This window comes from Hydrobacter penzbergensis, from assembly GCF_900106985.1.
Taxonomy (GTDB): domain Bacteria; phylum Bacteroidota; class Bacteroidia; order Chitinophagales; family Chitinophagaceae; genus Sediminibacterium; species Sediminibacterium magnilacihabitans.
Map to the genome: position 1 here is coordinate 28,685 of NZ_FNNO01000005.1, position 25,755 is coordinate 54,439.

The following is a 25,755-nucleotide window of genomic DNA, read 5'->3' on the forward strand; positions in this document are numbered from 1 at the left end:
CGCGATAGCCCTATGAATATTTCTGAATTATCGTTGAAGCGGCCGGTACTGGCTACCGTAATGAACCTCCTGATTATCCTGTTCGGGGTGGTGGGATATAGCTTTCTCGCAGTACGTGATTACCCTGCCATCGATCCGCCCATTATCACCATCAGCACCAACTATACAGGCGCCAATGCCGATATCATCGAGAGCCAGATCACAGAACCCCTGGAAAAGCAGATCAACGGTATTCCTGGTATTCGTACCATCACTTCATCCAGCGCACTCGGCAACTCGCAGATCACTGTGGAGTTCAACCTGGGGATAGACCTCGAGGCGGCGGCCAGCGATGTGCGTGATAAGGTAGGCCAGGCGCAGCGAAGCCTGCCACAGGATATAGACGCGCCACCGGTAGTATCCAAAGCAGATGCCAACAGCGACTTCATTTTAATACTAGCAGTGCAGAGCCGCACCAAGAGCCTGCTCGAGCTCAGCGATTATGCAGAGAACGTATTGCAGCAACAACTGCAAACGATCAAGGATGTGAGCTCCGTGAACATTTTTGGCCAGAAGCGATACGCCATGCGTATCTGGATGAACCCCGATAAAATGAGCGCACACAATGTGGCGTTTACCGATATCAGAACAGCGCTCAATACAGAAAACATTGAATTGCCGCCCGGTAAGATCTATGGCAACAATACTGAACTGATCATCCGGGCACTGGGGCGCCTCACCACCGAACAACAATTCCGTGACCTGATCATCAAATCCGATTCATCGGGCATCGTTCGCCTGAACGATGTGGCCAAGGTAGAACTGGGACCAGAACAACTGGAGCAGGCATGGAAATACAACGGTGTGAACGCCGTAGGCCTGGCCATCATTCCACAACCAGGCGCTAATAATATTGAGATCGCCGATGAGTTCGACAAAAGGCTGGCACAGATCAAAGCGGCCAACAGATCGGACATTGAATTCAATGTGCTCATCGATAATACCACCATCATCAGAAGATCGCTCTCGGAAGTGAAGGAAACGCTGATGATCTCATTCGGACTGGTAGTGCTTGTGATCTTCTTCTTCTTCCGCAACTGGCTGATCGCATTGCGGCCTTTGATAGATATCCCCATTTCATTGGTGGCCACTTTCTTCATCATGTATATTGCCGGGTTCTCTATCAACATATTGACCCTGCTGGGTATTGTGCTGGCAACGGGCCTTGTGGTAGACGATGGTATTGTAGTAACGGAAAACATATTCCGAAAACTGGAAGAAGGACTTCCCATCCGCAAAGCGGCGCTGGAAGGAAGCCGTGAGATTTTTTTCGCGGTGATCTCTACATCGATCACCCTGGCGGTAGTGTTCCTGCCGGTGATCTTTTTACAGGGATTCGTGGGCAGGCTGTTCCGCGAATTCGGTGTAACACTCGCTGCAGCAGTACTGATCTCCGCCTTCGTTTCGCTTACCATCACGCCGGTGCTCAACGTTTACCTGAATACAAAAAATGCGCACGAAGGCTGGTTCTATAAAAAAACAGAACCTTTCTTCACCGGCATGGAGAACGGCTATAAAAACTTGCTGAAAGCTTTTATGCGCGTGAGATGGATAGCATGGGTGATTGTGCTGGTGTGCGGATGCATGATCTGGTGGATCATGAAAGGATTGCAAAGTGAAATTGCACCACTGGAAGACAGGAGCAGCGTACGTTTCAGCGTGGTAGCGGCAGAAGGCACCAGCTATAACTACATGCAGAAGCTGGCCGATAACCTCACCGATTACCTGTATGATTCGGTACCTGAACGGGATTTTGTGTTTGCCCGTACTCCGTCGTTCGGCGGTACAAATACCACGCAGCCAAGGATTGGGCTGGTAGACCCTCAACTGAGAACCAGGAGCCAGAACGATATTGCCAACGACCTGCAGAAGAAACTGAGCCGTTTTAACCAGATGCGTGTGTTTGCTATACAGGAGCAGACCATTTCGGTGGGACTTGGCTCGCGGGGTTCGTTGCCCGTGCAGTTCATCCTGCAAAACCAGGATATTAACAAGTTGCGGGAGATCATACCTAAATTCCTGGATGAAGTGCGGAAAGACAAAACCTTCTCCAATGCAGATGTGAACCTGAAATTCAATCGCCCGGAAGTACAGTTGACGGTAGATCGTATGAAAATAAAGGACCTTGGACTCAGCACTGCCGATGTGGTATCGGCTATACAGGCCGCATTCAGTGGAGGGCGGATGGCCTACTTTATTATGAATGGCTACCAATACCAGGTAATTGGACAGGTAGACCGCGGCAATCGCGATAATCCAAACGATATCAGGAACCTCTATGTAAAAAACAACAAAGGAAAGAGTATCCCGCTCGATGCGGTGGTACACCTGGAACAAAGCAGTAATCCTTCAACGCTCTATCACTTCAACAGGTACAAAGCGGCAACCATTTCAGCATCACTGGCCGAAGGCAAGACCATTGGAGATGGTATCAACGCAATGAATGCCATTGCCGGCAAATTGCTCGACCAGAGTTTCCAAACTTCCCTAAGCGGCCCTTCGCGTGATTATTCTGAAAGTTCTTCCAATATTGTGTTTGCCTTCATACTGGCGTTGATACTGATCTACCTGGTATTATCGGCACAGTTTGAAAGCTTCCTCGACCCACTTACCATCATGATCACCGTGCCGCTGGCACTGGCTGGGGCGTTGTTGAGTTTGTTTGTATTCAAACAAACCCTCAATATTTTCTCGGAGATTGGTATGATTATGCTGATAGGACTGGTAACCAAGAATGGTATTTTAATCGTAGAATTTGCCAACCAGAAAAGGGCCAATGGCCTGCCCAAGATGCAGGCGGTAGTGGAAGCCGCCACACAAAGGTTGAGGCCCATCATCATGACCAGTTTGGCTACATCATTGGGAGCCCTGCCAATTGCGTTGAGCCTGGGCGCCGCTTCCACCAGCCGTATACCGCTGGGTATCGTAGTGGTAGGAGGTATCCTTTTCTCGCTGATCCTTACCTTGTTTGTGATACCGGCTGTATACACATTCATATCAGGTAAGCACAAGGCCAGGAGTGTAGATATTACCGAATAGTGCAATTTTATGTTCCTGCTTGTGATACCTTTATGGGACTAAAACCCTAGGCTTATGGCAGCATCATCTATTGCAGACATCAGGCGTGATTATAAATTACAATCTCTCGACGAAAACGATATCGCCGCCGATCCCATTACACAGTTCACCCGTTGGTGGGAAGAGGCTATTGCCAGTCATATTGATGAAGTGAATGCAATGACCCTTGCCACGGTAACCCCTGAAGGTCTTCCGGCCGCGCGCATTGTATTGCTCAAAGGATACGATGAGCATGGCTTTGTTTTTTTCACCAATTATAAAAGCCGCAAAGGCATGGAACTGGAAGCGAACCCGCATGCAGCCCTGGTATTCTTCTGGAAAGAATTGGAAAGGCAGGTACGCATAGAAGGCACGGTATCTAAAACAAGTACTGCAGAAAGTGATGATTATTTCGAGTCAAGGCCTGCCGGAAGCCGCATCGGCGCCTGGGCCTCCCCTCAAAGCCGTGTGGTGGCTAACCGTACAGAGATAGAAACCAATTACAGCAAATACGAGCAACAATTTGGTTACGAAAACATCCCACGGCCCGAGAACTGGGGAGGCTATATCGTAAAGCCCAGTGTTATTGAATTCTGGCAGGGACGCGGCAGCCGGTTGCACGACCGGCTACGATACACAGCTTCCGGTGCGCACAAATGGAAAAGAGAAAGGCTGGCGCCGTAACAGCGAATTATTTCCGGCTCATTACTTTTTCTGCGGCCGCAACGATGAAAGGTGTATCGAGGCCGTATTTGGCAAGTAGTTCAGTGGGTTTACCGCTTTCGCCAAAAGTATCGTTGGTGCCGATGTACTCAATAGGAACAGGCTGGTGTTTGGCAGCTACCTGTGCAATAGCATCGCCCAATCCACCAATAACATTGTGCTCTTCTACAGTAACAGCACATTTGGTTTTGCTGATAGACTTGATAATGGCTTCTGTATCGAGTGGTTTGATCGTGTGTATGTTAATGAGTTCTACGCTGATACCTTTTTCTTCCAGTATCCTGCCGGCTTCAATGGCTTTCCATACCATGTGACCGCAGGCGAAAATGGAAACATCGGTTCCTTCGCTCAGTTGTTGTGCTTTGCCAATCACAAAATCGCTGCCGTCTTCTTTGGTGAAGTTGGGCCATTTGGGTCTTCCGAAACGAAGGTAAACGGGACCTTCATAAGAAGCGATGGCTTTGGTGGCTGCTTTGGTCTGGTTGAAGTCGCAGGGAACGATCACCGTCATGCCCGGCAACATTTTCATCAAACCAATATCTTCCAGTATCTGGTGGGTAGCGCCGTCTTCACCCAGTGTTAAACCGGCATGTGAGGCGCAGATCTTTACATTCTTGCCGCTGTAAGCTACGCTCTGCCTGATCTGGTCGTATACGCGACCGGTGCTGAAGTTGGCGAAGGTGGTGGTATAAGGGATCTTGCCGCCTACCGTCATACCGGCAGCAATGCCAATCATATTGGCTTCGGCAATACCTACCTGTACAAAACGATGGGGGAAATCCTTGATAAAAGGGCCCAGTTTGAGTGAGCCGGCAAGGTCGGCCGTGAGTACTACCACGTTCTCGTTTTCTTTGCCAATTTCATAAATGCCTTCACCGAAACCGCCACGGGTTTCTTTCTCGTTCAGTACCTGTATGTCTTTTAACTTCATGATCGGGAGCTGTTTGCTTGAAAGTGCTGCAAAGTAAAGGAAAACCGCTTAATTGACCGTCACGACTTCCTTTACATTTCCGGTTCTTTTTAAAACGCCCCAATGCTGCAGCTCGCCCTGGATGGCCCGCTTAAAGGCCCGGAGCAGTACAATCAGCATCAGCCAGCGGTAAATGATCCGTTGTGGTATGAGCGGTACCAGCTTCAGCATGTTTTCACGCTCGTACCGGAAGGAAACCATGGCGATGACCAGGTCTACCAGTAGGAAAAGCAGGTAATAGGCGCCTATTTGCGCGATATTCCCTGTTAATAAACCAATCAGCATCAGCAGGTCGGCAATAGGTGTTAAAAAAGGCACAATGTATTTGAACAACAGCATATCGGGTAAAACAATCCAGCCCACCCGGCCTGTTTTGAAATTGAAGAGCGCATCCCTGTTTTTCCAGAAAGTCTGCATTACGCCAAAGGTCCAGCGGAAACGTTGTTTCATGAACTGTTTCAATGTTTCCGGCGCTTCAGTATATGCAATGGCTTTGTTTTCATTTTTGATATTATAACCACAGCGCAGGATACGAATAGTAAGATCACAATCTTCGGCCAGTGTATCGGTGGTAAACCCGCCAGCATCTTCAATGGCCTGCTTCCGGAAAGCGCCAATGGCGCCCGGAACAACGGTGATGCCGTTGAAATACGCAAATGCATTGCGGTCGATATTCTGGCTTGAAATATATTCAATGCTCTGCCAGTGTGTGAGGATGTTCACTTCATTGCCCACTTTCACATTACCTGCTACAGCGCCGGCGTCCTCATCGGCAAAATGCCGCATCATCAGGCTCACGGCATTGGGTAATAATTTGGTATCGGCGTCAATACAAACCACATATTCGGCATCGGTATGACTGATGCCGAAATTCAATGCAGAAGCTTTTCCACCGTTAGGTTTGCTGAATACTTTCACCAATGGATGGTTTTTGAATGCTTCATTCACCTGGTCGAACGTATGGTCGCCGCTGCCATCATCTACAAAAATGAGATTGAAATTGGGATAGTCGCAACGCAGGAGATTGTGCAGCGAGCCAACGGCATTCACTTCCTCGTTATAAGCGGGTACAATAATAGATACCAGTGGAGAGCCCGCCAGCGGAGGCAGTACCGTTCGTTTGTCTTTCCGTCTTTGCAGTATAGATAATACCAGGATGATGAGCATGCGCACAATACCCAGTACGAGGAATAAGATAAACAGGCCCGAGAAAAAGTTGCCGCCGTAAAAACCGGCTTTGAACAACCAAAGGTCTACCTGCATGAGATCGTAGCCACTTCCCTTGGGGAGAGGGGGCATCATTTCATCCTTTTTCCTGCCGAGCAGGTTGGCGATGGACACAAACTGGTAACCGTTTTTCTGAAAATATTCAATGATGCGTGGTAATGCTTCAATAGTAGCATTGCGGTCGCCACCGGCATCGTGCAACAGGATGATATTGCCAGTATCCTTCTGCCTTACCACCCTGTTGAAAATGGTATCGGCTGTCAAAGTATAGTCGGCATCGGTTTGCCAGTCCTTCGGGTCTATGTTCTCACCAATGGTGAGGTAATCTTTGGTTCTGCGAAGGCTGATGGGCAGTAAGGCTTCCATCTCGCCCGGGTTATCATTATCCGCATCGCTGTATGGCGCGCGAAAGAGAATGGTGCTGTGCCCGGTAATGCATTCAATCAGCAGCCTTGTGGCATTGATCTCCAGATCGGCCCGCTGTTTACCCACTTTGGCAATATTAGGATGGGTGAAAGTGTGGTTGCCTATTTCATGTCCTTCGCGGTAGATGCGTTGCACCAACGGGATATGCTTTTCCGCTTCGATACCTACCAGGAAGAAAGCGGCAGGCACATGGTAATGTGAAAGAATATCCAGCACTTTACCGGTGTATTTAGGATCTGGCCCGTCGTCGAAAGTGAGCACTAATTTTTTGCCTTGAGGCGCGCCCATTTGTTTTACCATGAACATGGAAGGCAATGAATCGTAGGTTTCTTCTGCAATGAGGCCCGCTGCCGAGTCTATTTGGATACTGATATGACCACTGCGGGGCATGGCAATCACTTTCATGATATCGCCGCTGCCAATATAATCCACGTTGTTGCTTCCCGCCATCTTGTTGAAGATCGAAAAATCGAACTGGCGGAGGGCATCTTTGTTCATGGATTTGTTGTAGAACTGCCAGAGCCGAAGGTCTTCACTCCCCAGCCGCCACAGGGCCGTACCCGCCAGTTGGTATTCGGTAGCAAAACGCAGGGTATTGAAATTGGTGGCTGCATCGGTAAAATGCACTTCGTGAAGGTCGTTGATTTCATCGTAATAAAGATAGCTGAGGTTATACGTGTCGTTGTCGAACCGTATCTGACCCTCACTTTCCCTTGCTACAGTGATCGCATCGCGGTAAGCGAGGGTGGTAGTGGAACCCGAGCCGCCACCGTTCACCCAGTCGTATCCAAACGCGGCCATACACAATACAACTTTACCGGGTGGTATCTTTTTGGTAACCTGATCGAGTGCTTTTTCTACCCAACGCTGGCTGCTGATGGGGCCCGGCCTGCTGTCCGCCGAATGTTCATCGTAAGCCATCAGGAACAGGTAATCGTTGTAATTGGCCAATGCCGCCTGGTCGTAGTCTTCATTGAAAGGACTCACATCCTGCGATACCATCAATCCTGCAGCGTGCATTTTTTCATAGAGCTCTTTCTGGAAAGCGGTAAGCACTTCATTTTTGGCTTCTATCAATGCTTCGAAGTCGATGTTCACGCCCGACAGATCGTATATCTTACAAACCCGTATGATGTCGTTGATGAGCTTACTTTTCTTCACGGGATCATTGATGATGCGGTGTACTACATCACCATGCCATGTCTTCTGAAAGTTATTGGTGAGCAACGGCATGATCTTGATACCCGCTGCTTTCATGATACCGAGGGCATTCCTGTCTATATCCAGCAACAGGCTGTCGCCCTTGGTATCCAGGAAAAACCATTCGGGTATTACGAGATTGATCTTGTCAATATTCTTTTGAAGGGAGATGAGCGACTGGGGGTCCCAGTTTACGTAAAAAGCCGCCCGGATACCCACGCTGTCGTTGAAATATGGCGAACTGGAAAGGTCAATCACCTGATTGTTCTGCCCGCAGCCAAGCCCCTTTGCCCACTTATCATTGATGAATTTGCGGATGCCCTGGTATTCTTTGGTGATAGGCTCTGTGGGCTTATCGGGCTGCAATACCTTTTTCTTGATCTCATCCTGGAAAACAGGTAATTGCTGCGGTTTGTTAGCAGAGTAATTATAAGCGATGACAAAAGCGGTAGCGCCAATAAGCAGTAAAAAAAGAACCAGCCGGCTGCCCCATTTGGTTCGTTGCCAACGGGAGGCATTATTTGTCTGAAAAATTTGTGCGTTTTCTCTATTCATGTACAGGGTTAGCAGTCAGGTTTACTGGGCTATCCCTCAAAGGTACTATAGAAATAAGGTGTTTTGGCTTCGAACTCGGCACTGCAGGTATCTACCATCTTGTACACCCTGGTAATACCCAATGCTTTTCTTTTCTCATACACTTGCTCGTCTGTGCAGTCGCCATGCAGGATGCGCGCGATCTGCTCATCGGAGAAGCCGTTCTTTTTGGCATCTTTCAACAGGTCATCAGGTATGGTAGCGATAGAATATTTAGCAATTTCTTTTTCCATATTGCAGATGAGCTGTATCTGGTAAATGAACCAGCGGTCGATACCGGTTGCCTGCACGATGGATTTAACAGTAGAGCCCTGCATCAGTGCATCTTTGATGCGGAAGATACGATCCCATTTCGGGGTTTTGATGTATTCTACCAGCTCGGCGCTTTTCATAAGGCTTTTACCATAATAACCCAATCCCACTGCATCGTTCTCCAGGCTCTGGCAGGCTTTCTGAATAGCTTCTGAAAAACTTCTGCCGATGGCCATCACTTCACCCACACTTTTCATTTGCAGACCAAGGGTATCATTAGCGCCTTTGAATTTATCGAAGTTCCAGCGGGGTACTTTTACGATCACATAATCCAGTGCAGGCTCAAAATAAGCCGAAGTGGTTTGGGTGATCTGGTTCTTCAGTTCATCGAGTGAATAACCGATGGCGAGTTTGGCTGCGATCTTGGCAATGGGATAACCGGTTGCTTTGGAAGCGAGGGCGGAAGAGCGGCTCACGCGGGGGTTTATTTCCACGGCGATGAGTTCTTCTGTTGCCGGGTTAAGCGCGAACTGCACGTTACAACCGCCGGCAAAATTGCCCAGCGAGCGCATCATGAGGATGGCTTTGTTGCGCATTTCCTGGAAAGCGGTATCGCTGAGGGTCATAGCCGGCGCTACGGTGATGGAGTCGCCGGTGTGCACGCCCATGGGGTCGAGGTTCTCCACTGTACAGATGATCACCACATTATCCTTCTGGTCACGCAGGAGCTCCAGCTCATATTCTTTCCATCCCAAAACTGCTTTTTCAACCAGCACCTCGTGGATGGGAGAGGCTTTCAAACCTCTATCAAGGGCTGCATCGAGGTCTTCTTTGCTGTGTACGAAACCGCCGCCGGTACCGCCGAGGGTAAATGAAGGACGGATTACGAGGGGGAATCCGATTTCCTGTGCAAACTCCTTGCCCTCCAAAAAGCTGTTGGCCACCCTGCTGGGAGCCACAGCCATACCAATCTTCACCATCAGCTGGCGGAATTTCTCGCGGTCTTCTGCTGTATCGATGGCGGCAACATCTACCCCTATCAGACGAACACCATATTTTTCCCAAACACCCAGCTCGTCGGCCTCTTTACAGAGGTTGAGGGCTGTTTGACCACCCATGGTAGGCAGTACGGCATCGATCTGGTTCTCGTCGAGTATCTGTTCGATGCTCTCCACGGTGAGGGGCAACAGGTATACCTTATCGGCCATCATGGGGTCGGTCATGATGGTAGCGGGGTTGCTGTTGATCAGGATCACTTTGATGCCTTCTTCACGCAGGCTGCGGGCAGCCTGGGAGCCGGAATAATCGAATTCACAGGCCTGGCCAATTACAATGGGGCCAGAACCGATGATGAGCACAGATTTGATGGAAAGGTCTTTGGGCATGGTTGCTAAAAAATAAATTGTGCAAATGTAGGACTGATAAGGGAATTATGGGGGATTATTTTCGTGTTATGGCTATTGCTGTAAACGTACAGATGCAGGCGCTTGAATTGCTCGATTAAGTCCAGTTACCCTAATTTTATTACAAAATTGAGTAAAAATTACCCTAATTTTATTACAAAATTGAGTAAAAATTACCCTAATTTTATTACATGTTCGATCGTAATATATTGAAAGAGTTGCAGTTATGGCTTGAAAAGCCAGATAGGAAGCCCCTGGTTCTTAGAGGGGCCAGGCAGGTGGGCAAAACTACGGTCGTCAGGGAGTTGGGAAAACAATGCAAGCAGTTTATCTACCTGAACCTGGAACTGGAAGAAGACAGGAAGCCATTTGAGCAGTTTACCAATGTACCTATATTGCTGCAAACCGTTTTCCTTTTAAAGAATAAGTTATTATCTGAAAAAGAAAATACTTTATTATTCATTGATGAAATACAGGAACATCCCCCTGCATTGAATATACTCAGGTATTTGTACGAACAGGAGCCTGCATTACCGGTGATAGCGGCAGGCAGTACATTGGAAACGGCCTTCGATAAAAACATACATTTTCCGGTAGGGCGAGTGGAATACAAAATATTACGACCTGCCTCATTCCTCGAATTCCTAGGTGCCAATGGCGAAATGGTTGCACTGGAAAAGCTACAGGAAATACCCTTACCCGATTATGCACAGGATACACTTCAGCGTTTATTTCATACTTATGCTTTAACAGGCGGTATGCCCGAAGTGGTGAGTCATTATGCACATAATAAAGATCTCACCGCTTTGGTATCTATTTATGATTCATTGCTGACATCGTATGCCGACGATGTAGAAAAATATGCCAATACTTCTCAACAGGTTCAACTGATCAGGCATGCCATCCGGTCTGTTTTCGGGGAAGCAGGAAAGCGGATCACTTTTGAAGGTTTTGGACATTCTTCTTATCGCTCGCGTGATGTAAAGGAGGCATTGATAATGCTTGAAAAGACCTTTCTGATCCAACTTATCTATCCTCAAACGAATGCTACGTTACCGCTAATGCCTGATCAAAAAAAGAAGCCGCGGTTACAGGCATTGGATACAGGATTGCTTAATTATATGGCAGGGATTCAGACCGATATCATACAAAGCGAGGATTTAAACAGCGTATATAATGGTACCATGATAGAACACCTGGTAGGGCAAGAAATACTGGCACACCAATATTTATCCTTAAGCAGTCTCTATTTTTGGGTGCGTGAAAAAAGCACTTCGAATGCCGAAGTAGATTATTTATATCCTTATGAAGGGAAGTTGATTCCCATAGAAGTAAAATCAGGTGCAACAGGGAAGCTTAAATCATTGCATATTTTTATGGATATGGTACCGCATAATATGGCTATTCGTTTCTATGCCGGCAATATTCATATCTCGCAGCTGGTTACTCCTTCGGGAAAGACCTATTATTTGTTGAACCTGCCATATTTTCTAGCCACCCAACTCGAGGCCTATATGAATTGGTTCCAAAAACAGATTCATATAGCGAATTAGGAATTTAAAGCGTCATTTCATCTTATTTGTCGCTACAAAAATTTGTATTTCCGAACAGTCGTCTTTTTGTGAATTGTCACCATAAACTTCAAAATCGTAACTGTATTTTCTTTGTAATTCATTATCCTGTTTCCAAATATTAAACCAGGTGTTTATGATAGCTTGGGGCATTTGCCCTTTAGCTGTAAAGACTTCAAAATTGTCGGGTTGAAATATACGCCCGATAAGCTTATCGGGAATGTTATCCAAACTGGTTACAGCTGCGCCGATAATAGTTGTGTATTCGCCAGTATGATCGCTCGTGTAGTCAGTGTATATTGAATAAACTTCGTTATTGATTTTATTAGGAATCTTTGCAAGTACATTGTTAGCATAAAATTGTTCCCAAAGCTGACCAATATCTTTTGACGATTGATCATTTTCGTTAGTTGTTCTTACGGTAAGACCTATGATTTTAAAACCTTCAAATTGTATCATACTTTCCTGGATTTAACTACAAATTTGGTGCGGCCTAGTTTGGAGGAATGATTTCTGCAATTGAATTCGATTCTGAGAAAAAGCAATACTAATTTAGCTTTTTAAAAGTAAGTTTTGAATTTAAACAGATTCTCAAAACCCGATCTGGATGAGGCCTTCGTTATATAAGCCTAAAATATTATTTTTTCTTCAATATATTGCTTTTTTGACACTGCAAACAAGCTAATTTTACCCTTTCAATAAAGAAGCACGACTATGCTAAAAGAAGGAAGCAAAGCCCCTGTTTTCAAAGGGGTTGACCAGAACGGGAAAGAGATTTCACTGGAATATTTCAAAGGAAGCAAAGTAGTACTCTATTTTTACCCGCACGACGATACCCCTACCTGCACCAACCAGGCCTGCAACCTGCGCGACAATTATAGCGAACTCACCAAACGAGGATTCAAAGTGATCGGTGTGAGTACCGACAGTGTGAAAAAGCACAAGAAATTTGAAACCAAATACAGCTTGCCTTTTTCACTTATTGCTGATGAAGACCTCACCATTGTAAATCAATACAAGGTATGGGGCGAGAAGCAGTTTATGGGCCGTACCATCATCGGCACCAAACGCACTACTTTCCTGATCGATGAAAAAGGCATCATCAGAAAGATCATCGCAAAACCGGTTTCAAAAAAACATACCGAAGAAATACTCGTAGCCTGGGATGGACAATAATTCACTCTGGTTTTGGCAGCCAATAAATTTATTTCCTGCCAAAAGTGCCCTCAAAATGTTGGTTTTGGCAACTAATAATTGTTGCATTTTATCCGACTCAAGAAATTCTTCAAGACTCATCTCTCATTTTTCAACAGTCCTCTTAATGCCTAAAAATGCTTAACTTGTTTCATCAGACTACTGTTACCATGAAACAAACCACACTTTTCTTCAGTTACCTTTTATTAACGATTGCTTGTTTTGCACAGAAAGCAGATCAACGCCTGCAACAACAGGTGACCCAGTTGCTGAAAGGATTCAATGGCGACATTGGCATATATGTACACGATCTCAAAAGGAACCGCATAGTGTCCATCAATGCCGATACGGTTTTTCCTACGGCCAGCATGGTCAAAGTGCCTATTCTGACAGGTATCATGGATAAGATTCATAGAAAAGAACTGGATTACCACCAGGTACTCACTTATAAAGACTCGCTCCTGTACGAAGGGGTAGACATATTGGGTTCTTTCAAGAACGACGAAAAGATTGAACTGAGCAAAGTGATGATGCTCATGCTTACTATGAGTGACAATACAGCCAGCCTCTGGTTACAAACCCTGGCAGGTAAAGGCACACGCATCAACGAGCTCATGGATAGCCTCGGTCTGAAAGTAACCAGGGTGAACAGCCGCACGCCGGGAAGGGAAGCCAACAGGAATATGTACGGGTGGGGACAATCATCGCCCAGGGAAATGGCATCACTCATGGAAATGATTGTGAAGAAGCAGGTGATCAGCGACAGCACCAGCCAGATGATGCTGCGTTTACTGGGCAGGAATTATTGGGATGAGAATGCTATTTCGCAGATACCGTCCGATGTTTTTGTTGCCAGTAAAAGCGGTGCGGTAGACGCTACCCGGAATGAAGTGTTGTTTGTGAACGGAAAGAAATGCAGTTATGTTTTTTGCATCTGCACCAAGAATAATAAAGATATTAGTTGGGATGAATCTACCAACGAAGCCTGGGTGCTCACGCGCAAATTATCGAAGCTGCTATGGGAATATTATAACTAGAAGAGATGATATACCAGGAAGCTCATGGAATAAGCCAGTATGGTCATGTAAGTGAACTGGAATACAGGCCATTTCCACGACTTGGTTTCACGTTTCACCACTGCCAATGTACTCATGCACTGCATGGCCAGTACATAAAACACCATCAACGATAAAGCGGCAGCCAGCGTATATACAGGCCGGCCATCGGGATGCCGGGCCGACTGCAGTTTTTCACGCAGAGAAGAATTATCAGATTCTTCCACACTATATAGCGTGGCCATGGTACCCACGAATACTTCCCTGGCGGCAAAAGAAGTAATAAGAGCAATGCCGATCTTCCAGTCATAACCCAATGGAGCAATCACCGGCTCAATCGTCTTGCCCAGGATACCTGCATAAGAGTTCTGCAGTTTTTCGGTAGACAGGTGTTTTTGCAACGAGTCTTTTTGTGCCGGCATCTGCTGCATCAGCGCCGCATATTTGTCTTCCAATTTTGATATCCGGTGATCGGGTCCGTAATTGCTCAGGAACCAGAGCAGTAAACTGATTACCATGATCACTTTACCAGCATCGGTTACAAAGATCCTGGCTTTTTCCACCATGGTAATGGCCGCATTTTTCCAGCGCGGAGCCCGGTATACCGGCAATTCCAGTATGAAGAAACTCTTTTCCTGGATCTTCACGAACCACTTCATCACATAACTCACAATCAATGCCATGGTGGTTCCGAGGAGGTAAAGACCCATCATCACCAATCCTTGCAGGCTGAGAAAACCGAAATAATATTTATCATCAATCACCAAAGAGATCAATATGGTATATACAGGCAAACGCGCACTGCAACTCATCAACGGTGTGATAAGGATGGTCAGCAACCGCTCTTTGCGATTCTCTATGTTGCGGGTGCTCATGATGGCAGGGACGGCACAGGCAAAGCCACTGATCATGGGCATCACACTTTTACCGTTCAGTCCCACTTTGCGCATGAGCTTATCACTCAAAAAACTGATGCGCGCCATATAGCCCGTATCTTCCAGCAAAGTAATGAGTCCGAACAGGATCATGATCTGAGGAACGAACACCAATATGCCGCTTAGTCCGGCTACAATACCGTTGATGAACAGATCGCTCCACCAGGCTTGCGGCAGCACATTACCCAGCCAACTGCTCGCTTGCTGAAAACTCCATTCAATACCATCCATAGGAAAACGCGCCAGCCAGAAGATACTCTGGAACAAGAGGAACAGTACGGTCAATAAAATGATATAACCCCAGGTACGGTGCAGGAGCAGGTTATCGAGTTTGTCGGTGAACAGTTTTTTCTCCAGCGGGCCAGGCTCCACCACATTCTGTTGCATGATCTGCCGGATGCGATGGTATCGCTGCATGATCTCTTCAGCTTGTGTTTTGGTGGGGTTGAATTTGTGATCGATCTCCACCTGTTCAATGGCCGCCTGTAAAGTATTGTTCAGCGGAAACTGTTCGTGGTTGATGAGGTAATGCACCGAGGCATAATCGCTCAGTTGCGGCACCAATTGCTGCACGCCATGAATGGCCTCGGGTGCCAGCTTTTTGGTATCGATGAAATCACGGGTATGCGTGGCTGCATGGATGCGGGCTACCTGCTGTAATATTTTTTTCAGGTTACCGATACCTTTGTTTTTACGCGGGTTTACGGCTACAACAGGTATACCCAGTTCGGCTTCGAGTCCGCTGATATCAATATTGATGTTCTTTTTTGCAGCGATATCGTTCATGGTCAGCGCCATCACCACCGGTATTTTCAGGTCGATGATCTGGCTGCAGAAAAGCAGGTTGCGCTTGAGGTTGCTGGCATCCGCTACCAGTAACACCACATCGGTTTGGATATCGGGATCGGCACCCATGAGCACTTTATAAGCCACCCATTCATCGGCCCGGCGTGGATAGAGGCTGTAAGTCCCGGGCAGGTCGATGAGCTCAGCCTGCTGCTGGTCATCCAGCCAGAGCGAACCTGTTTTCTTATCTACCGTAACACCGGGGAAGTTGCCCACTTTCTGATTCAGGCCGGTAAGGGCGTTGAATAAAGAGCTTTTTCCACTGTTGGGATTACCAACCAGGGCTATATGTACCGATTTCTTTCCCAAAGTCTGAAATGTTTGCAAAAGTAGCTGCAATATAAAGCGCGTGCTTACGAGTTTGGGAACAGAATAACAACGGCATTATTTTTGCCATCCTAACTGTACATATGAAGAAATTTTTATGGATGGTACTGCTGATACCGGCTGTTACTTATTCCCAAAGCCAAAGAAAGAAAAGAAAGGCCGAAGAAAGGGCCAATGCAGAAATGGTTGCGAACCTGAAAGGATATACCCGGCAATTAACGGAATGGCCCCTCAATATACAATACCTGGTGCAGCAATACCAGCAAATAGGCCTGGAGCCGAAAGGGGTTCACGGATATTTGCAGGAATTTGATGTGAGCGAAGGCAAACAGATCGACCCGACCACGCAATTGAAAGTAGATGGCCAGCTCCTGGATCTGCAAACCGATTACACCCCTCTCGCATTCAGCGCTTCAAAGCAAGTGAAAGGAGAAGCCGCTATGGCGTTGAATGAAAACAGGCAGCCGTGGTTCAGGGACCTGAAAGAATTGCTGGAAGACCAGAAAGACAATACGCAGTTCAACCTGGAGGCGGAGATCAGAAAAATGGCAGACATCGCTTTTAAAAAAGGCGCCAGTGCTTATTTCGTGTACAACAGTTCATCCATCCCCGATCATCTCGGCTTCAACAAACGCGATACCACCGCAACAGCAAAGATCCCGGTGATCTATATAACAGCACAGGGATTGAAAAATCATTTCCCCGACCATTCGGCAACACTTTCCATAGAATTGAAAACGGGTTTTACTCCCCAGACCTACCATGTGAAAAACCTGCTGGGCTTTATCAATCATCATGCAACAACTACCATATTGCTCTTTGCTGCTCTCGGGCAACAAAATGATGGAGGCGCGGATGCGGCTGTTCTGATGGAGATTGCCAGGCAACTGAAAAAAAATGCGACACCCCATTATAATTACCTCGTGGTGCATTCCCTGAACAGGGACCATGCAAATGGAGAGAAAGAGCCGCTGTATGGGCACCTCAATCTTCCTGTTGCGCCTAACTATATAATCAGGCTTACAAAAAACCCGGTTTCCAGCGGTCCCATCGATTACGAAGCAGAGAAAGACAGGGTAAAGCAGGTATACGATCTGATCCTTTCAACGGATACGCAGGGAAAACTTCCTTCCACTCAAATGGAATTCTAACTTTGCGGGAATGAAACTGCGCCTGAACATAGAAGAACTCAATGAAGACTTCTTTGAAGATACCCGTTTGCTGGGTATAACGGCCCCACTGAAAAATTACCAGTTCTGTTTGCAATTGAATCATTTGCTGGGTTATGATTTTCGCGTGAATCCCGGCATTGAAGTACACCTGAAGAAAAAAGACCGTAGTTATTACTTTACAGTGTATGAGTCGAAAGAACCGAACAGTTTTTTAACGCATTACCTGTACCATAACCAGTTCGATGGCGAATACCTTTTGCCCGAGTTCAGGCACATGGACTTTCTTTGGCTGATGAAAGGCGATTGGGTGGACGATGAAAAATGCAGTTGGATCAAACAGTCGGTGAAGAACCTGAATGGTGTTCAGCTGGTAGCGGAACTCACCAATGAGCAGATTAAGAACAAAGGGAACATGGTGTTTTGACAAAACGATCAAATCAGAAATCTCCTCTTATGTGGACTGAACAAAACAACAGCCTGTACCGGAAATTCGAGTTCAGGAATTTTTCGGAGGCCTTTGCTTTCATGACCAGGGTGGCCATCGAAGCAGAAAAAATGAACCATCATCCGTTGTGGACCAACGTATGGAACCGTGTAGAGATATGGCTCAATACCCATGATGCAGGTGATGTGATCACGGAAAAGGACCATGCACTGGCTAAAAAGATCGATGCTTTACTCTGAAGTAAGGTTTAAAATATCCATTCTACTTCACCGAACCTGAACTGGTCCTGTATTCCCCCTTCTACCAGTAAGGCCCCGTCGGGGTTCACACTTTTAATAGTGCACTGAAAACTTACGCTCTCTTTTTTCAGTTTCATGGTTTCATTGCGCATGAACAGGAGCCGGTTATACTCATCGAGCAGGGATTCGAACTGTTTTCCGAGGAGCTCCTGGTAGCGGCGTTCGAGGCAGGCACAAAGCTCGCGGGCCAATGCGGGAACATCGTATTGTTTACCGGTGATCTGTTTCAGTGAAACAGCGCGCCGGGCCTGTGGCGGGAATACTGTTTGATTGATGTTGATGCCCATTCCTACAACCGCCCACTGCCATTTATGGCCTCTCACAAGGGTTTCGATGAGGATACCCCCTGCCTTTCTGTCACGCCAGTAAAGATCGTTGGGCCATTTTATTTTAGTCTCTTCTCCGGCATAGCTGCTGTAAAAATCGTGGCAGGCCAGGGCCACCATCGCGCTCAGGTAGAACTGCTGGGTAATCAGCAGGAAAGAACTGTCGAGCACAACCGATAAAATGATATTGCTTCCCGGTTCACTGTCCCACTCTTTACCCCTTTGCCCCTTGCCGGCATACTGCGTATAAGCAAAAAAAGCGGTACCATGAGCGGCCATATTTGCCTGTAACTGTCTGATGGCATGGATGTTGGTACTGTCTGTATTGGATAATTCCACGAATGGTGAACCGACGTGACGTTTAGCAGCCATTGGTGACAAAGAATTACTATTTTTGACGAAGTTAATTTAATAATGATTGGAACCACTTTCTGTTTTAAAAAGCCGTAAAAAGAACACCGTAACAAGGCTCTCACGCAATTCGAAGATCTTCAAGACCATTATCAAAGCTATACAGGATAAGAAGGGAGAGAACATTGTGAGTCTGGACCTGCGAAAAATACCCGAAGCTTCGGCCGATTTTTTCATCGTTTGCCAGGCTTCCAGTGGCATACAGGTGAGGGCCATCAGCGATTATATCGAAGAACAGGTAAAACTCCTGTGCGAAGAAATTCCCTATAAACACGAAGGTAAGCAGGCTTTACAATGGGTGCTGATAGACTATGTGAACATTGTAGTACATGTTATGCACCCTGAATCGAGGAAGTTCTACAGGCTGGAAGAGATGTGGAGCGATGCAGAGTCTCAGTTACACGAGCTGTAATTGTTAAAATAAAAAGGAACGCCGAACGTTTACCACCAATAAACCTTATTATTACCAGAGAGAAGAACCGTTATGTTACAGGAAAATAAGAATACGAAGCCGGGCATGCAGGACAAAGGCGATGGACCTCGCAAGGGATTCAAATTCAATCCCTATTGGGTTTATGCCATTATTGCCATCATCCTGCTTTCGGCGCAGTTCATGCGTTTTGCGCCCGACCTCACCCGTACCACGGAGCAGGAGTTCAAACAAAAAATGCTGATCAAGGGCGATGTAGAGAAGCTGGACCTGGTGACCAATAAACACGAGGTACGGATTTATATCAAACAGGATAGCCTGGTAAAAGATTTCTATGTACAGAAATTCAAGCAGGTGCTTACAAAAGATAAAGTAAAACAGAGTCCCCTGTTTGTGTTTAAAGTGACCGATTGGACCGCTTTCCAGAGTGGCTTGGCCGATGTATATAAGACTTACAAGATAGAAGAAGTACCCCAGAATGCGATTGAAGAAGCGGAATGGTTTAGTCCCGTTATCAATGCCGTATTCTCTCTCGGTCTTATCATTGTTGTATGGATACTGTTGATGCGTAAGATGGGCGGCCCCGCAGGCGGTGGCGGTCCGGGCGGCATTTTCAACATTGGCAAATCCAAAGCCACCCTGTTCGACAAAGGCGCCAAAGTGAACATCACTTTTGCCGATGTAGCCGGTCTCGATGAAGCCAAAGTGGAAGTGATGGAGATCGTGGACTTCCTCAAAAACCCTAAAAAATATACCTCACTGGGTGGAAAGATACCCAAAGGTGCGCTACTGGTGGGTCCTCCCGGAACCGGTAAAACCCTGCTGGCCAAAGCCATGGCGGGTGAAGCGCAGGTTCCTTTCTTCAGCCTCAGCGGTAGCGATTTCGTGGAAATGTTCGTGGGTGTAGGCGCCAGCCGCGTACGCGACCTGTTCAAACAGGCCCGCGAAAAAGCACCCTGTATCATTTTCATTGATGAGATCGACGCCATCGGACGTGCCCGCGGACGCAATGCCATCATGAGCAACGACGAACGCGAGAATACATTGAACCAGTTGCTGGTAGAGATGGATGGTTTTGGCGGTGATACGGGTATCATCATCCTCGCGGCCACTAACAGGCCCGATGTGCTGGACAGCGCGTTGCTGCGCCCCGGTCGTTTCGACAGGCAGATATCGATCGACAGGCCCGATGTGAAAGGAAGGGAAGCGATCTTTAAAGTACACCTGACCCCGATCAAAATTTCCGAAACGCTCGACCTGCATAAACTGGCCGAACAAACACCTGGTTTCGCAGGCGCGGATATTGCCAACGTATGTAATGAAGCGGCGCTGATAGCAGCCCGTAAGAATAAAGAAGCGGTGGATATGAGCGATTTCCAGGATGCGATCGACAGGGTTATCGGCGGACTGGAAAAGAAAAACAAGATCATTGCGCCGAACGAGAAAGCCGTGATCGCGTACCATGAAGCTGGACATGCTATCTGCGGTTGGTTCCTGGAACATGCTTACCCGTTGTTGAAAGTAACCATCGTACCGCGTGGTACGGCAGCATTGGGATATGCCCAATACACGCCTACAGAGCAATACCTCTATACAACCGATCAATTGATGGACCAGATCTGTATGACCCTGGGTGGCCGTGCCGCAGAAGAGATATTCTTTGGTAAAATATCTACCGGTGCAGCCAACGACCTGCAACAGATTACCAAGATCGCTTATAGTATGGTAACGGCTTATGGTATGAATAACAAAGTAGGAAACGTAAGTTTCTACGATCCTTCGCAGGAGAATACCTTCACCAAACCATACAGCGAAGAAACCGGCAAGATCATCGACGAAGAAGTAAGGAACATCATTGATGAAGCATATAAGCGCACTTTGCAATTGTTGACTGAGAAAAAACAGGAAGTAGAGATACTGGCGAAAGAGCTGCTGGACAAAGAAGTGCTGCACAAGAGTGATGTGGAGGAACTTATCGGAAGAAGACCTTTTGAAGAAAAGAAACTGCTGGAAATATCGGCAGAACAGAGCAACGGCCATGCCGGGCAGAATATTCCCGGTGAAACCATTGCGCCTCCTGAAACCACAGTGATCTCATAATGACAAATACGGCTAAGAAAAATATACTGCAAAAAATAAAACAGGCACTGGGGCAACCAGTGCCTGTTCCCTTTCCCGAAAGTGCGGGCAGTTCCAGCGTATTCCAGCCACAACAACAGGAGCTGGAGATTGCCTTTGCAGAGAATTTCAACAAGCTGCAGGGGCGGTTTTCATTTTGCACGAGTGAAAAAGAACTGGCGTCTCAACTGGGTATGCTGGCCATACAGCGCAAGTGGACGTCGGTCTATTGCAGGGAAGCCGATTTGAAAAAAAGACTTACAGATGCGGGTTTTGCGGCGATGACAGCACCCGATGTGCAAAGCTGTGATGTGGCCATTACGGGTTGTGAATGCCTGGTAGCCAGAACAGGCAGCCTGTTGATGAGCAGCGGCCAGCAAAGCGGGCGTACCGTAAGTGTGTACGCACCGGTGCATATTTGCATCGCCTATACCGATCAGTTGGTATACGATATTGCTGACGCGATGGAAAAAATGCGGCACAAATACAACACACAAATGCCATCACTCATTACGCTGGCCAGCGGCCCAAGCCGTACCGCCGATATCGAAAAAACACTAGTGGTAGGGGTACACGGTCCGAAAGAAGTGTTCTGCTTCCTGGTAGAACGCTGATAAAATATAATACGTAGCTTTACACAGATGAGTGAAGTGATTCAAATACTGCAACAACACAAAAGGGAGCTTTTCAATAAGTACCCCATTAAAAGTATGGCCCTATTTGGTTCTTACAGCAGGGGGGATCAACAAAGAGACAGTGATGTGGACATCATGGTAGAACTCAATGGTCCACTGGGCCTTCGTTTCCTTCATTTGAATTACGATATCGAAAAATTGCTGCACAAAAAGGTAGACCTGGTTTCAAAAAGAGGAATACGCCCGCAGTATTTTGCAGCGATTGAGCCTGATCTGATTTATGTCTAAACGCAATAATCTTCTTTTATTGAATGACATACTGGAAGCGATAGTAACTATCGAAGAGTATGTACATGACCTAACGGAAGACGATTTTTATAATGACAGAAAGACCAAAGATGCGGTAGTACGGAATTTTGAGATCATAGGAGAAGCGTCGAAACAAGTAACGTCAGCATACAAAGCCAATTATCCGGAGGTTGAATGGAGGGAGGCAGCTGATTTAAGGAATAAAATCATTCACGAATACTTTGGGCTTGACTATGTGTTACTATGGGAGATCATACAATTAGATTTGCCATCGTTAAAGCAGAAAGTGCAATCCCTTATTAATAACTTTCCGAAGAGTGAATAGATGGATATAAATGGGAAGAAAATATACTTTTTATCAGATTTTCATTTGGGTGCACCTGATTTTGAGAGCAGCCTGGTGAGAGAAAAAAAAGTAGTGGGTTTTTTAGACAGCATCAAACAGGATGCTGCGGAGATATTCATCGTAGGCGATATTTTCGATTTTTGGTATGAATACAAAGCAGTGGTTCCCAAAGGGTATACACGCCTGTTGGGTAAACTGGCAGAATTGACCGATAGTGGTATCAAAGTGCATGTATTCGTTGGCAATCACGATATGTGGATGAGCGGATATTTTGAAAAAGAACTGAACATCCCGGTATACCACGAGCCGAAAGTATTCGAACGCAACGGCAAACAATTCTACATTGGCCATGGCGACGGACTGGGACCGGGCGACAAAGGCTATAAATTCATCAAAAAAATATTCCGCAGTCCGCTGTGCCAATGGTTATTCGGACAACTGCACCCTACCTGGGGCATAGGACTGGCCAATTATTTCAGCCGTAAAAGCCGTGAGAAGACGGGTTCTGCCGACCAACATTTCCTCGGTGAAGACAACGAATGGCTGATCATTTATTCCAAAGAAGTGCTCAGGCAACAGCAGTTTGATTATTTCATCTTCGGGCATCGCCACTACCCCATTGATTTTAAGCTGAGTGATACCAGCCGTTACATCAACCTGGGCGACTGGATACGCACCTTCACTTATGCCAGTTTCGACGGAACCGATGTGCAACTGCACGAATGGAAGCACTAAGACCGGTTCTTTGTAACTTGCAGGTATGAACAAATTCTTGCAGCAGGAGTTCCTGAACAATACCCTCGAAGCTTATTTATATGTAGCAGGTACGATATTGCTGGTGCTGCTTTGCAAAAGGATCATCATCAAATTCCTGGCCAGGCTCATTTACCGGTGGACAATGGCCAAAGAAGGCAAGGCTGTTGGCCCACAATCCTTCCTCGACCTGGTGGTGGGGCCCTTAGAGACTTTTCTGGTACTACTCATTTCCATGATTGCATTGGATAAGTTAACCTTTCCAAGTGCCCTTGACTTCAGGATATTTCATGTTACTTCCAGGCAATTGATCGATTCCATTTCCGACGGGATACTGATCGGTGTTTTTATATGGCTATGTCTTCGCATCATCGATTTCCTGGCTTTGATATTAAAAGAAAGGACCCATAAAACAACGGGGCAGGCAGATAATCAACTGATCGGTTTTATCAAAGATTTCGTGAAAGCCATACTGGTGATCATGGGTGTACTACTCATCGTACGCGCTTCATTTCATCAGAATATCAGCAGCGTGCTCACCGGCTTAAGCCTCGTGGGTGCCGCGGTTGCCCTGGCTACAAAAGAGAGTATGGAGAACCTGATCGCTTCTTTCATCATCTTCTTTGATAAACCTTTTAAAACAGGCGACCTTGTAAAAGTGAGCGGCTTTACCGGTAATATTGAGAAAATAGGGTTGCGCAGCACCCGCATCCGCACCATGGACAAAACTTTTATCACGGTGCCTAATAAACAAATGGTAGACACCATCATTGACAATATTACCCTTCGCACACAAAGAAAAGTGGAACTCAGACTAGAGCTGGAACTCAGCGCTACTGCCGATCAACTGGCAGGTCTAACGCCGGCTATCAAAAACATCCTGCAAAAGCCCGAAATAGAAAACAAAGTGGTGTACCTGATGGATACGGGCAAGAATGCACATATCATGGCAGTGGATTATTTCTCTACCATGGAACAGCCCATAGAAGATTTTTTCCGCATGCGCGAACAGGTGAACCTGGAAGTGATCGGGTTGCTGGAAAAGAATGGCATTGGCCTGGCTGCTTCATCAACCGATGTAGTGGTGCACAACAACAAAAGCAACGCCTGATATCAAAGGGTTGCTTTCAGTTCCAGCAAAAAAGATTTGAATTTGGTCAGTGATTGTACCAACTGGGTTTGGGTATCTACTTTCTTTTTATTGGTCTTGAGGTAATTACGCGCACCGGCAATCGAAAACTTACGCTGGCGCAGCAGGTAATAAATAAGTTGCAGGTTCCTGATGTCTTCCGCGCGGAATAAACGATCGCCTTTGCGGGTCTTGCGCGGTTGCAATATATCGAACTCGTTTTCCCAATAACGCAAAAGCGATGTATTTACATTGAACCAGCCAGCTACTTCGCTGATAGAATAATAGAGTTTCTGTTTGAGCGCTTCTTCGTCCGGTACGTTGATGAGATCCACTTCACTGTCGATCTCCTTGAAAGATTTACGTCCTCTCTTACCCGCTGTTTTGGTTCTGTTAACAGCAACGGCAGGCGACGGTGAAGCGGGAACGGTTGCCTGTTGCTTGAGCTTTACTACGATCCGCTCATCGGCAAAGATCACCGGCTCACTCGGAATGGCTTTTGGCTCTTCCGGTATAGGTACTATCATCACTGGTTCTTCCATGACATTTTCCTCCATCACAGGACTTTCCGGCATTGCCGAAAACATGTCTAATTGCAAAAGGTTCTTTCGCATGGTATAAAAGTACTACAACAAAATGTCAGCATATTGTTCAGCCGCGTGTAAGTGGAAAAAATGTTAAGTATCTTGCAATAAGATCCATCTCTTCCGTATGGCACCCATCCAAACGATATGCGTATGTGGCGCCGGCACCATGGGCAGTGGTATCGCCCAGGTTTCGGCCGCAGCAGGCTTTTCCACCATCCTCTTCGATGTCAACGAAACCATGCTTGAAAAAAGCAAAGCTTCTATTGAAAAGAATCTGCTGAAACTATCCGAAAGAGGAAAATTGCCGCCTGATGAAGTGAACAAAATACTGGATCGTATGCTGTTCACTGCATCTATTGACCATTGCCGTGCCGACCTGATTATTGAAGCCATCATTGAAGAAAGAGAAGCCAAAGCAACACTTTTCCGTCAATTGGCGGCCATCAACCAGTATGATTGCATACTGGCTACCAATACCTCTTCCATACCTGTAAGTGAAGTAGCAACAACCATACCAGTCCCGGCGAGATTTGCAGGTATGCATTTTTTTAATCCGGCCCCACTGATGAAACTGGTGGAAGTGGTGAGAGGAAAACAGACTAGTGAAGAGACCATCAACCAGTTACTGACCGTATCAAAACAGATGGATAAAACACCGGTGGTATGCAAAGACGCACCGGGGTTCATTGTGAACCGGGTGGCCCGCCATTATTACCTCGAAGCCATGCGGCTGGTGGAGACCGGCAAGGCCGATATAGCTACTGTAGATAGTATTATGGAGGCATCGGGCTTCAAAATGGGGCCTTTCAGGTTGATGGACCTGATTGGCATGGATATCAATTACAACGTGAGCCGGATCGTTTGGGAAGCGCTGGGCAAACCCGAAAGGCTCCATCCCTCACCCTTGCAAAAATCAAAAGTAGATGCAGGAGAACTGGGCCGGAAAACAGGCAAAGGATTTTATGAATATATTTAA

The 25,755-nt window shown here is 46.7% G+C and carries 23 protein-coding genes; 16 read left to right on the top strand and 7 right to left on the bottom strand.

Translation table 11 applies throughout. The features are described 5' to 3' along the window. Window positions 1-12 precede the first annotated feature (12 nt). Entirely contained in the window at window positions 13-3,078 is a 3,066-nt protein-coding gene (locus BLU98_RS06880) for an efflux RND transporter permease subunit (protein WP_092723309.1), read from the top strand. A 54-nt stretch (window positions 3,079-3,132) separates the two neighbouring features. Continuing rightward, the gene (gene pdxH / locus BLU98_RS06885) at window positions 3,133-3,780 is read left to right on the top strand and encodes a pyridoxamine 5'-phosphate oxidase (protein WP_092723310.1); all 648 of its coding nucleotides are present in this window, start codon (window positions 3,133-3,135) and stop codon (window positions 3,778-3,780) included. Between the two features lie 7 nt (window positions 3,781-3,787). On the opposite strand, the gene BLU98_RS06890 is transcribed toward pdxH, so the two are convergent. From BLU98_RS06890 to carB, 3 genes are read right to left on the bottom strand one after another with little or no spacing between them, the layout of a single operon-like run. Beyond that, a complete protein-coding gene (locus tag BLU98_RS06890; RefSeq protein ID WP_092723311.1) occupies window positions 3,788-4,750 on the bottom strand; it encodes a transketolase family protein in 963 nt (320 codons plus the stop codon). Between the two features lie 48 nt (window positions 4,751-4,798). After that, window positions 4,799-8,197, bottom strand: coding sequence for a trifunctional glycoside hydrolase family 18/polysaccharide deacetylase/glycosyltransferase family 2 protein (locus BLU98_RS06895; protein WP_092723312.1), 3,399 nt, complete (start codon window positions 8,195-8,197; stop codon window positions 4,799-4,801). A gap of 29 nt (window positions 8,198-8,226) precedes the next feature. Further along, window positions 8,227-9,873, bottom strand: coding sequence for a carbamoyl-phosphate synthase large subunit (carB, locus tag BLU98_RS06900; protein ID WP_037327646.1), 1,647 nt, complete (start codon window positions 9,871-9,873; stop codon window positions 8,227-8,229). Window positions 9,874-10,082: 209 nt separating this feature from the next. Here carB and BLU98_RS06905 point away from each other — a divergent pair, with 209 nt between their 5' ends. Continuing rightward, the gene (locus BLU98_RS06905) at window positions 10,083-11,444 is read left to right on the top strand and encodes an ATP-binding protein (protein WP_092723313.1); all 1,362 of its coding nucleotides are present in this window, start codon (window positions 10,083-10,085) and stop codon (window positions 11,442-11,444) included. A gap of 12 nt (window positions 11,445-11,456) precedes the next feature. On the opposite strand, the gene BLU98_RS06910 is transcribed toward BLU98_RS06905, so the two are convergent. Then, window positions 11,457-11,921, bottom strand: coding sequence for a GyrI-like domain-containing protein (locus BLU98_RS06910; protein WP_092723314.1), 465 nt, complete (start codon window positions 11,919-11,921; stop codon window positions 11,457-11,459). Window positions 11,922-12,176: 255 nt separating this feature from the next. On the opposite strand from BLU98_RS06910, the gene bcp reads away from it, so the two are divergent. Both bcp and BLU98_RS06920 read left to right on the top strand, forming a co-directional pair. Beyond that, window positions 12,177-12,638 (top strand): thioredoxin-dependent thiol peroxidase, encoded by a 462-nt coding sequence (gene bcp, locus BLU98_RS06915; RefSeq protein WP_092723315.1) that lies wholly within the window; start codon window positions 12,177-12,179, stop codon window positions 12,636-12,638. A gap of 164 nt (window positions 12,639-12,802) precedes the next feature. Next, window positions 12,803-13,693 (top strand): serine hydrolase, encoded by an 891-nt coding sequence (locus tag BLU98_RS06920; RefSeq protein WP_257574776.1) that lies wholly within the window; start codon window positions 12,803-12,805, stop codon window positions 13,691-13,693. Here BLU98_RS06920 and feoB read toward each other — a convergent pair. Then, complete coding sequence (feoB, locus tag BLU98_RS06925; protein ID WP_092723317.1) at window positions 13,690-15,801, bottom strand: ferrous iron transport protein B; 2,112 nt, start codon at window positions 15,799-15,801, stop codon at window positions 13,690-13,692. The genes BLU98_RS06920 and feoB overlap by 4 nt on opposite strands. A gap of 101 nt (window positions 15,802-15,902) precedes the next feature. Between feoB and BLU98_RS06930 the strand changes: the two genes are divergently transcribed. The 3 genes from BLU98_RS06930 to BLU98_RS06940 are packed head-to-tail and all read left to right on the top strand — an operon-like array spanning window position 15,903 to window position 17,675. After that, window positions 15,903-16,970, top strand: coding sequence for a hypothetical protein (locus tag BLU98_RS06930; protein ID WP_092723318.1), 1,068 nt, complete (start codon window positions 15,903-15,905; stop codon window positions 16,968-16,970). Window positions 16,971-16,980: 10 nt separating this feature from the next. Continuing rightward, window positions 16,981-17,415, top strand: coding sequence for an IPExxxVDY family protein (locus BLU98_RS06935; protein ID WP_026768698.1), 435 nt, complete (start codon window positions 16,981-16,983; stop codon window positions 17,413-17,415). Window positions 17,416-17,444: 29 nt separating this feature from the next. Beyond that, on the top strand, window positions 17,445-17,675 hold the full coding sequence (locus BLU98_RS06940; RefSeq protein WP_026768699.1) for a 4a-hydroxytetrahydrobiopterin dehydratase: 231 nt from the start codon (window positions 17,445-17,447) through the stop codon (window positions 17,673-17,675). A gap of 8 nt (window positions 17,676-17,683) precedes the next feature. Here the strand turns inward: BLU98_RS06940 and BLU98_RS06945 are convergent, their stop codons facing one another. Continuing rightward, entirely contained in the window at window positions 17,684-18,433 is a 750-nt protein-coding gene (locus BLU98_RS06945; protein ID WP_092723319.1) for a biotin--[acetyl-CoA-carboxylase] ligase, read from the bottom strand. A gap of 46 nt (window positions 18,434-18,479) precedes the next feature. Between BLU98_RS06945 and rsfS the strand changes: the two genes are divergently transcribed. The 7 genes from rsfS (at window position 18,480) to BLU98_RS06980 (ending at window position 24,174) form a co-directional block, all read left to right on the top strand. Further along, window positions 18,480-18,884 carry a ribosome silencing factor gene (gene rsfS / locus BLU98_RS06950; RefSeq protein WP_092723320.1) on the top strand — a complete coding sequence of 135 codons (405 nt, stop codon included), beginning with the start codon at window positions 18,480-18,482 and terminating at the stop codon, window positions 18,882-18,884. Window positions 18,885-18,956: 72 nt separating this feature from the next. Next, a complete protein-coding gene (gene ftsH, locus BLU98_RS06955) occupies window positions 18,957-21,002 on the top strand; it encodes an ATP-dependent zinc metalloprotease FtsH (RefSeq protein ID WP_092723321.1) in 2,046 nt (681 codons plus the stop codon). Then, window positions 21,002-21,634: a LutC/YkgG family protein gene (locus BLU98_RS06960; protein ID WP_257574777.1), complete on the top strand. Its 633-nt coding sequence runs from the start codon at window positions 21,002-21,004 to the stop codon at window positions 21,632-21,634. Before ftsH ends, BLU98_RS06960 begins: the two co-directional genes overlap by 1 nt. Before the next feature lie 27 nt (window positions 21,635-21,661). After that, the gene (locus BLU98_RS06965; protein WP_092723323.1) at window positions 21,662-21,943 is read left to right on the top strand and encodes a nucleotidyltransferase family protein; all 282 of its coding nucleotides are present in this window, start codon (window positions 21,662-21,664) and stop codon (window positions 21,941-21,943) included. Further along, window positions 21,936-22,289, top strand: coding sequence for a HepT-like ribonuclease domain-containing protein (locus tag BLU98_RS18065; protein ID WP_092723324.1), 354 nt, complete (start codon window positions 21,936-21,938; stop codon window positions 22,287-22,289). Before BLU98_RS06965 ends, BLU98_RS18065 begins: the two co-directional genes overlap by 8 nt. Then, window positions 22,290-23,045, top strand: a complete 756-nt coding sequence (locus tag BLU98_RS06975) for a UDP-2,3-diacylglucosamine diphosphatase (RefSeq protein ID WP_092723325.1) — start codon at window positions 22,290-22,292, stop codon at window positions 23,043-23,045. Window positions 23,046-23,070: 25 nt separating this feature from the next. Continuing rightward, on the top strand, window positions 23,071-24,174 hold the full coding sequence (locus BLU98_RS06980) for a mechanosensitive ion channel family protein (protein ID WP_092723326.1): 1,104 nt from the start codon (window positions 23,071-23,073) through the stop codon (window positions 24,172-24,174). 2 nt (window positions 24,175-24,176) lie between these two features. Here the strand turns inward: BLU98_RS06980 and BLU98_RS06985 are convergent, their stop codons facing one another. Continuing rightward, entirely contained in the window at window positions 24,177-24,806 is a 630-nt protein-coding gene (locus BLU98_RS06985) for a MerR family transcriptional regulator (protein ID WP_257574778.1), read from the bottom strand. 97 nt (window positions 24,807-24,903) lie between these two features. Here BLU98_RS06985 and BLU98_RS06990 point away from each other — a divergent pair, with 97 nt between their 5' ends. Beyond that, a complete protein-coding gene (locus BLU98_RS06990) occupies window positions 24,904-25,755 on the top strand; it encodes a 3-hydroxyacyl-CoA dehydrogenase family protein (RefSeq protein WP_092723327.1) in 852 nt (283 codons plus the stop codon).

Coding starts and splice junctions, on each gene's coding strand:
- BLU98_RS06945 (WP_092723319.1), bottom strand. CDS start 18,433: ATGGCTGCTAAACGTCACGTCGGTTCACCATTCGTGGAATTATCCAAT.
- BLU98_RS06930 (WP_092723318.1), top strand. CDS start 15,903: ATGAAGAAATTTTTATGGATGGTACTGCTGATACCGGCTGTTACTTAT.
- bcp (WP_092723315.1), top strand. CDS start 12,177: ATGCTAAAAGAAGGAAGCAAAGCCCCTGTTTTCAAAGGGGTTGACCAG.
- BLU98_RS06965 (WP_092723323.1), top strand. CDS start 21,662: ATGAGTGAAGTGATTCAAATACTGCAACAACACAAAAGGGAGCTTTTC.
- BLU98_RS18065 (WP_092723324.1), top strand. CDS start 21,936: ATGTCTAAACGCAATAATCTTCTTTTATTGAATGACATACTGGAAGCG.
- BLU98_RS06990 (WP_092723327.1), top strand. CDS start 24,904: ATGGCACCCATCCAAACGATATGCGTATGTGGCGCCGGCACCATGGGC.
- BLU98_RS06935 (WP_026768698.1), top strand. CDS start 16,981: ATGAAACTGCGCCTGAACATAGAAGAACTCAATGAAGACTTCTTTGAA.
- BLU98_RS06895 (WP_092723312.1), bottom strand. CDS start 8,197: ATGAATAGAGAAAACGCACAAATTTTTCAGACAAATAATGCCTCCCGT.
- pdxH (WP_092723310.1), top strand. CDS start 3,133: ATGGCAGCATCATCTATTGCAGACATCAGGCGTGATTATAAATTACAA.
- BLU98_RS06975 (WP_092723325.1), top strand. CDS start 22,290: ATGGATATAAATGGGAAGAAAATATACTTTTTATCAGATTTTCATTTG.
- carB (WP_037327646.1), bottom strand. CDS start 9,873: ATGCCCAAAGACCTTTCCATCAAATCTGTGCTCATCATCGGTTCTGGC.
- BLU98_RS06960 (WP_257574777.1), top strand. CDS start 21,002: ATGACAAATACGGCTAAGAAAAATATACTGCAAAAAATAAAACAGGCA.
- ftsH (WP_092723321.1), top strand. CDS start 18,957: ATGTTACAGGAAAATAAGAATACGAAGCCGGGCATGCAGGACAAAGGC.
- BLU98_RS06910 (WP_092723314.1), bottom strand. CDS start 11,921: ATGATACAATTTGAAGGTTTTAAAATCATAGGTCTTACCGTAAGAACA.
- BLU98_RS06980 (WP_092723326.1), top strand. CDS start 23,071: ATGAACAAATTCTTGCAGCAGGAGTTCCTGAACAATACCCTCGAAGCT.
- BLU98_RS06890 (WP_092723311.1), bottom strand. CDS start 4,750: ATGAAGTTAAAAGACATACAGGTACTGAACGAGAAAGAAACCCGTGGC.
- BLU98_RS06985 (WP_257574778.1), bottom strand. CDS start 24,806: ATGCGAAAGAACCTTTTGCAATTAGACATGTTTTCGGCAATGCCGGAA.
- BLU98_RS06940 (WP_026768699.1), top strand. CDS start 17,445: ATGTGGACTGAACAAAACAACAGCCTGTACCGGAAATTCGAGTTCAGG.
- BLU98_RS06905 (WP_092723313.1), top strand. CDS start 10,083: ATGTTCGATCGTAATATATTGAAAGAGTTGCAGTTATGGCTTGAAAAG.
- BLU98_RS06880 (WP_092723309.1), top strand. CDS start 13: ATGAATATTTCTGAATTATCGTTGAAGCGGCCGGTACTGGCTACCGTA.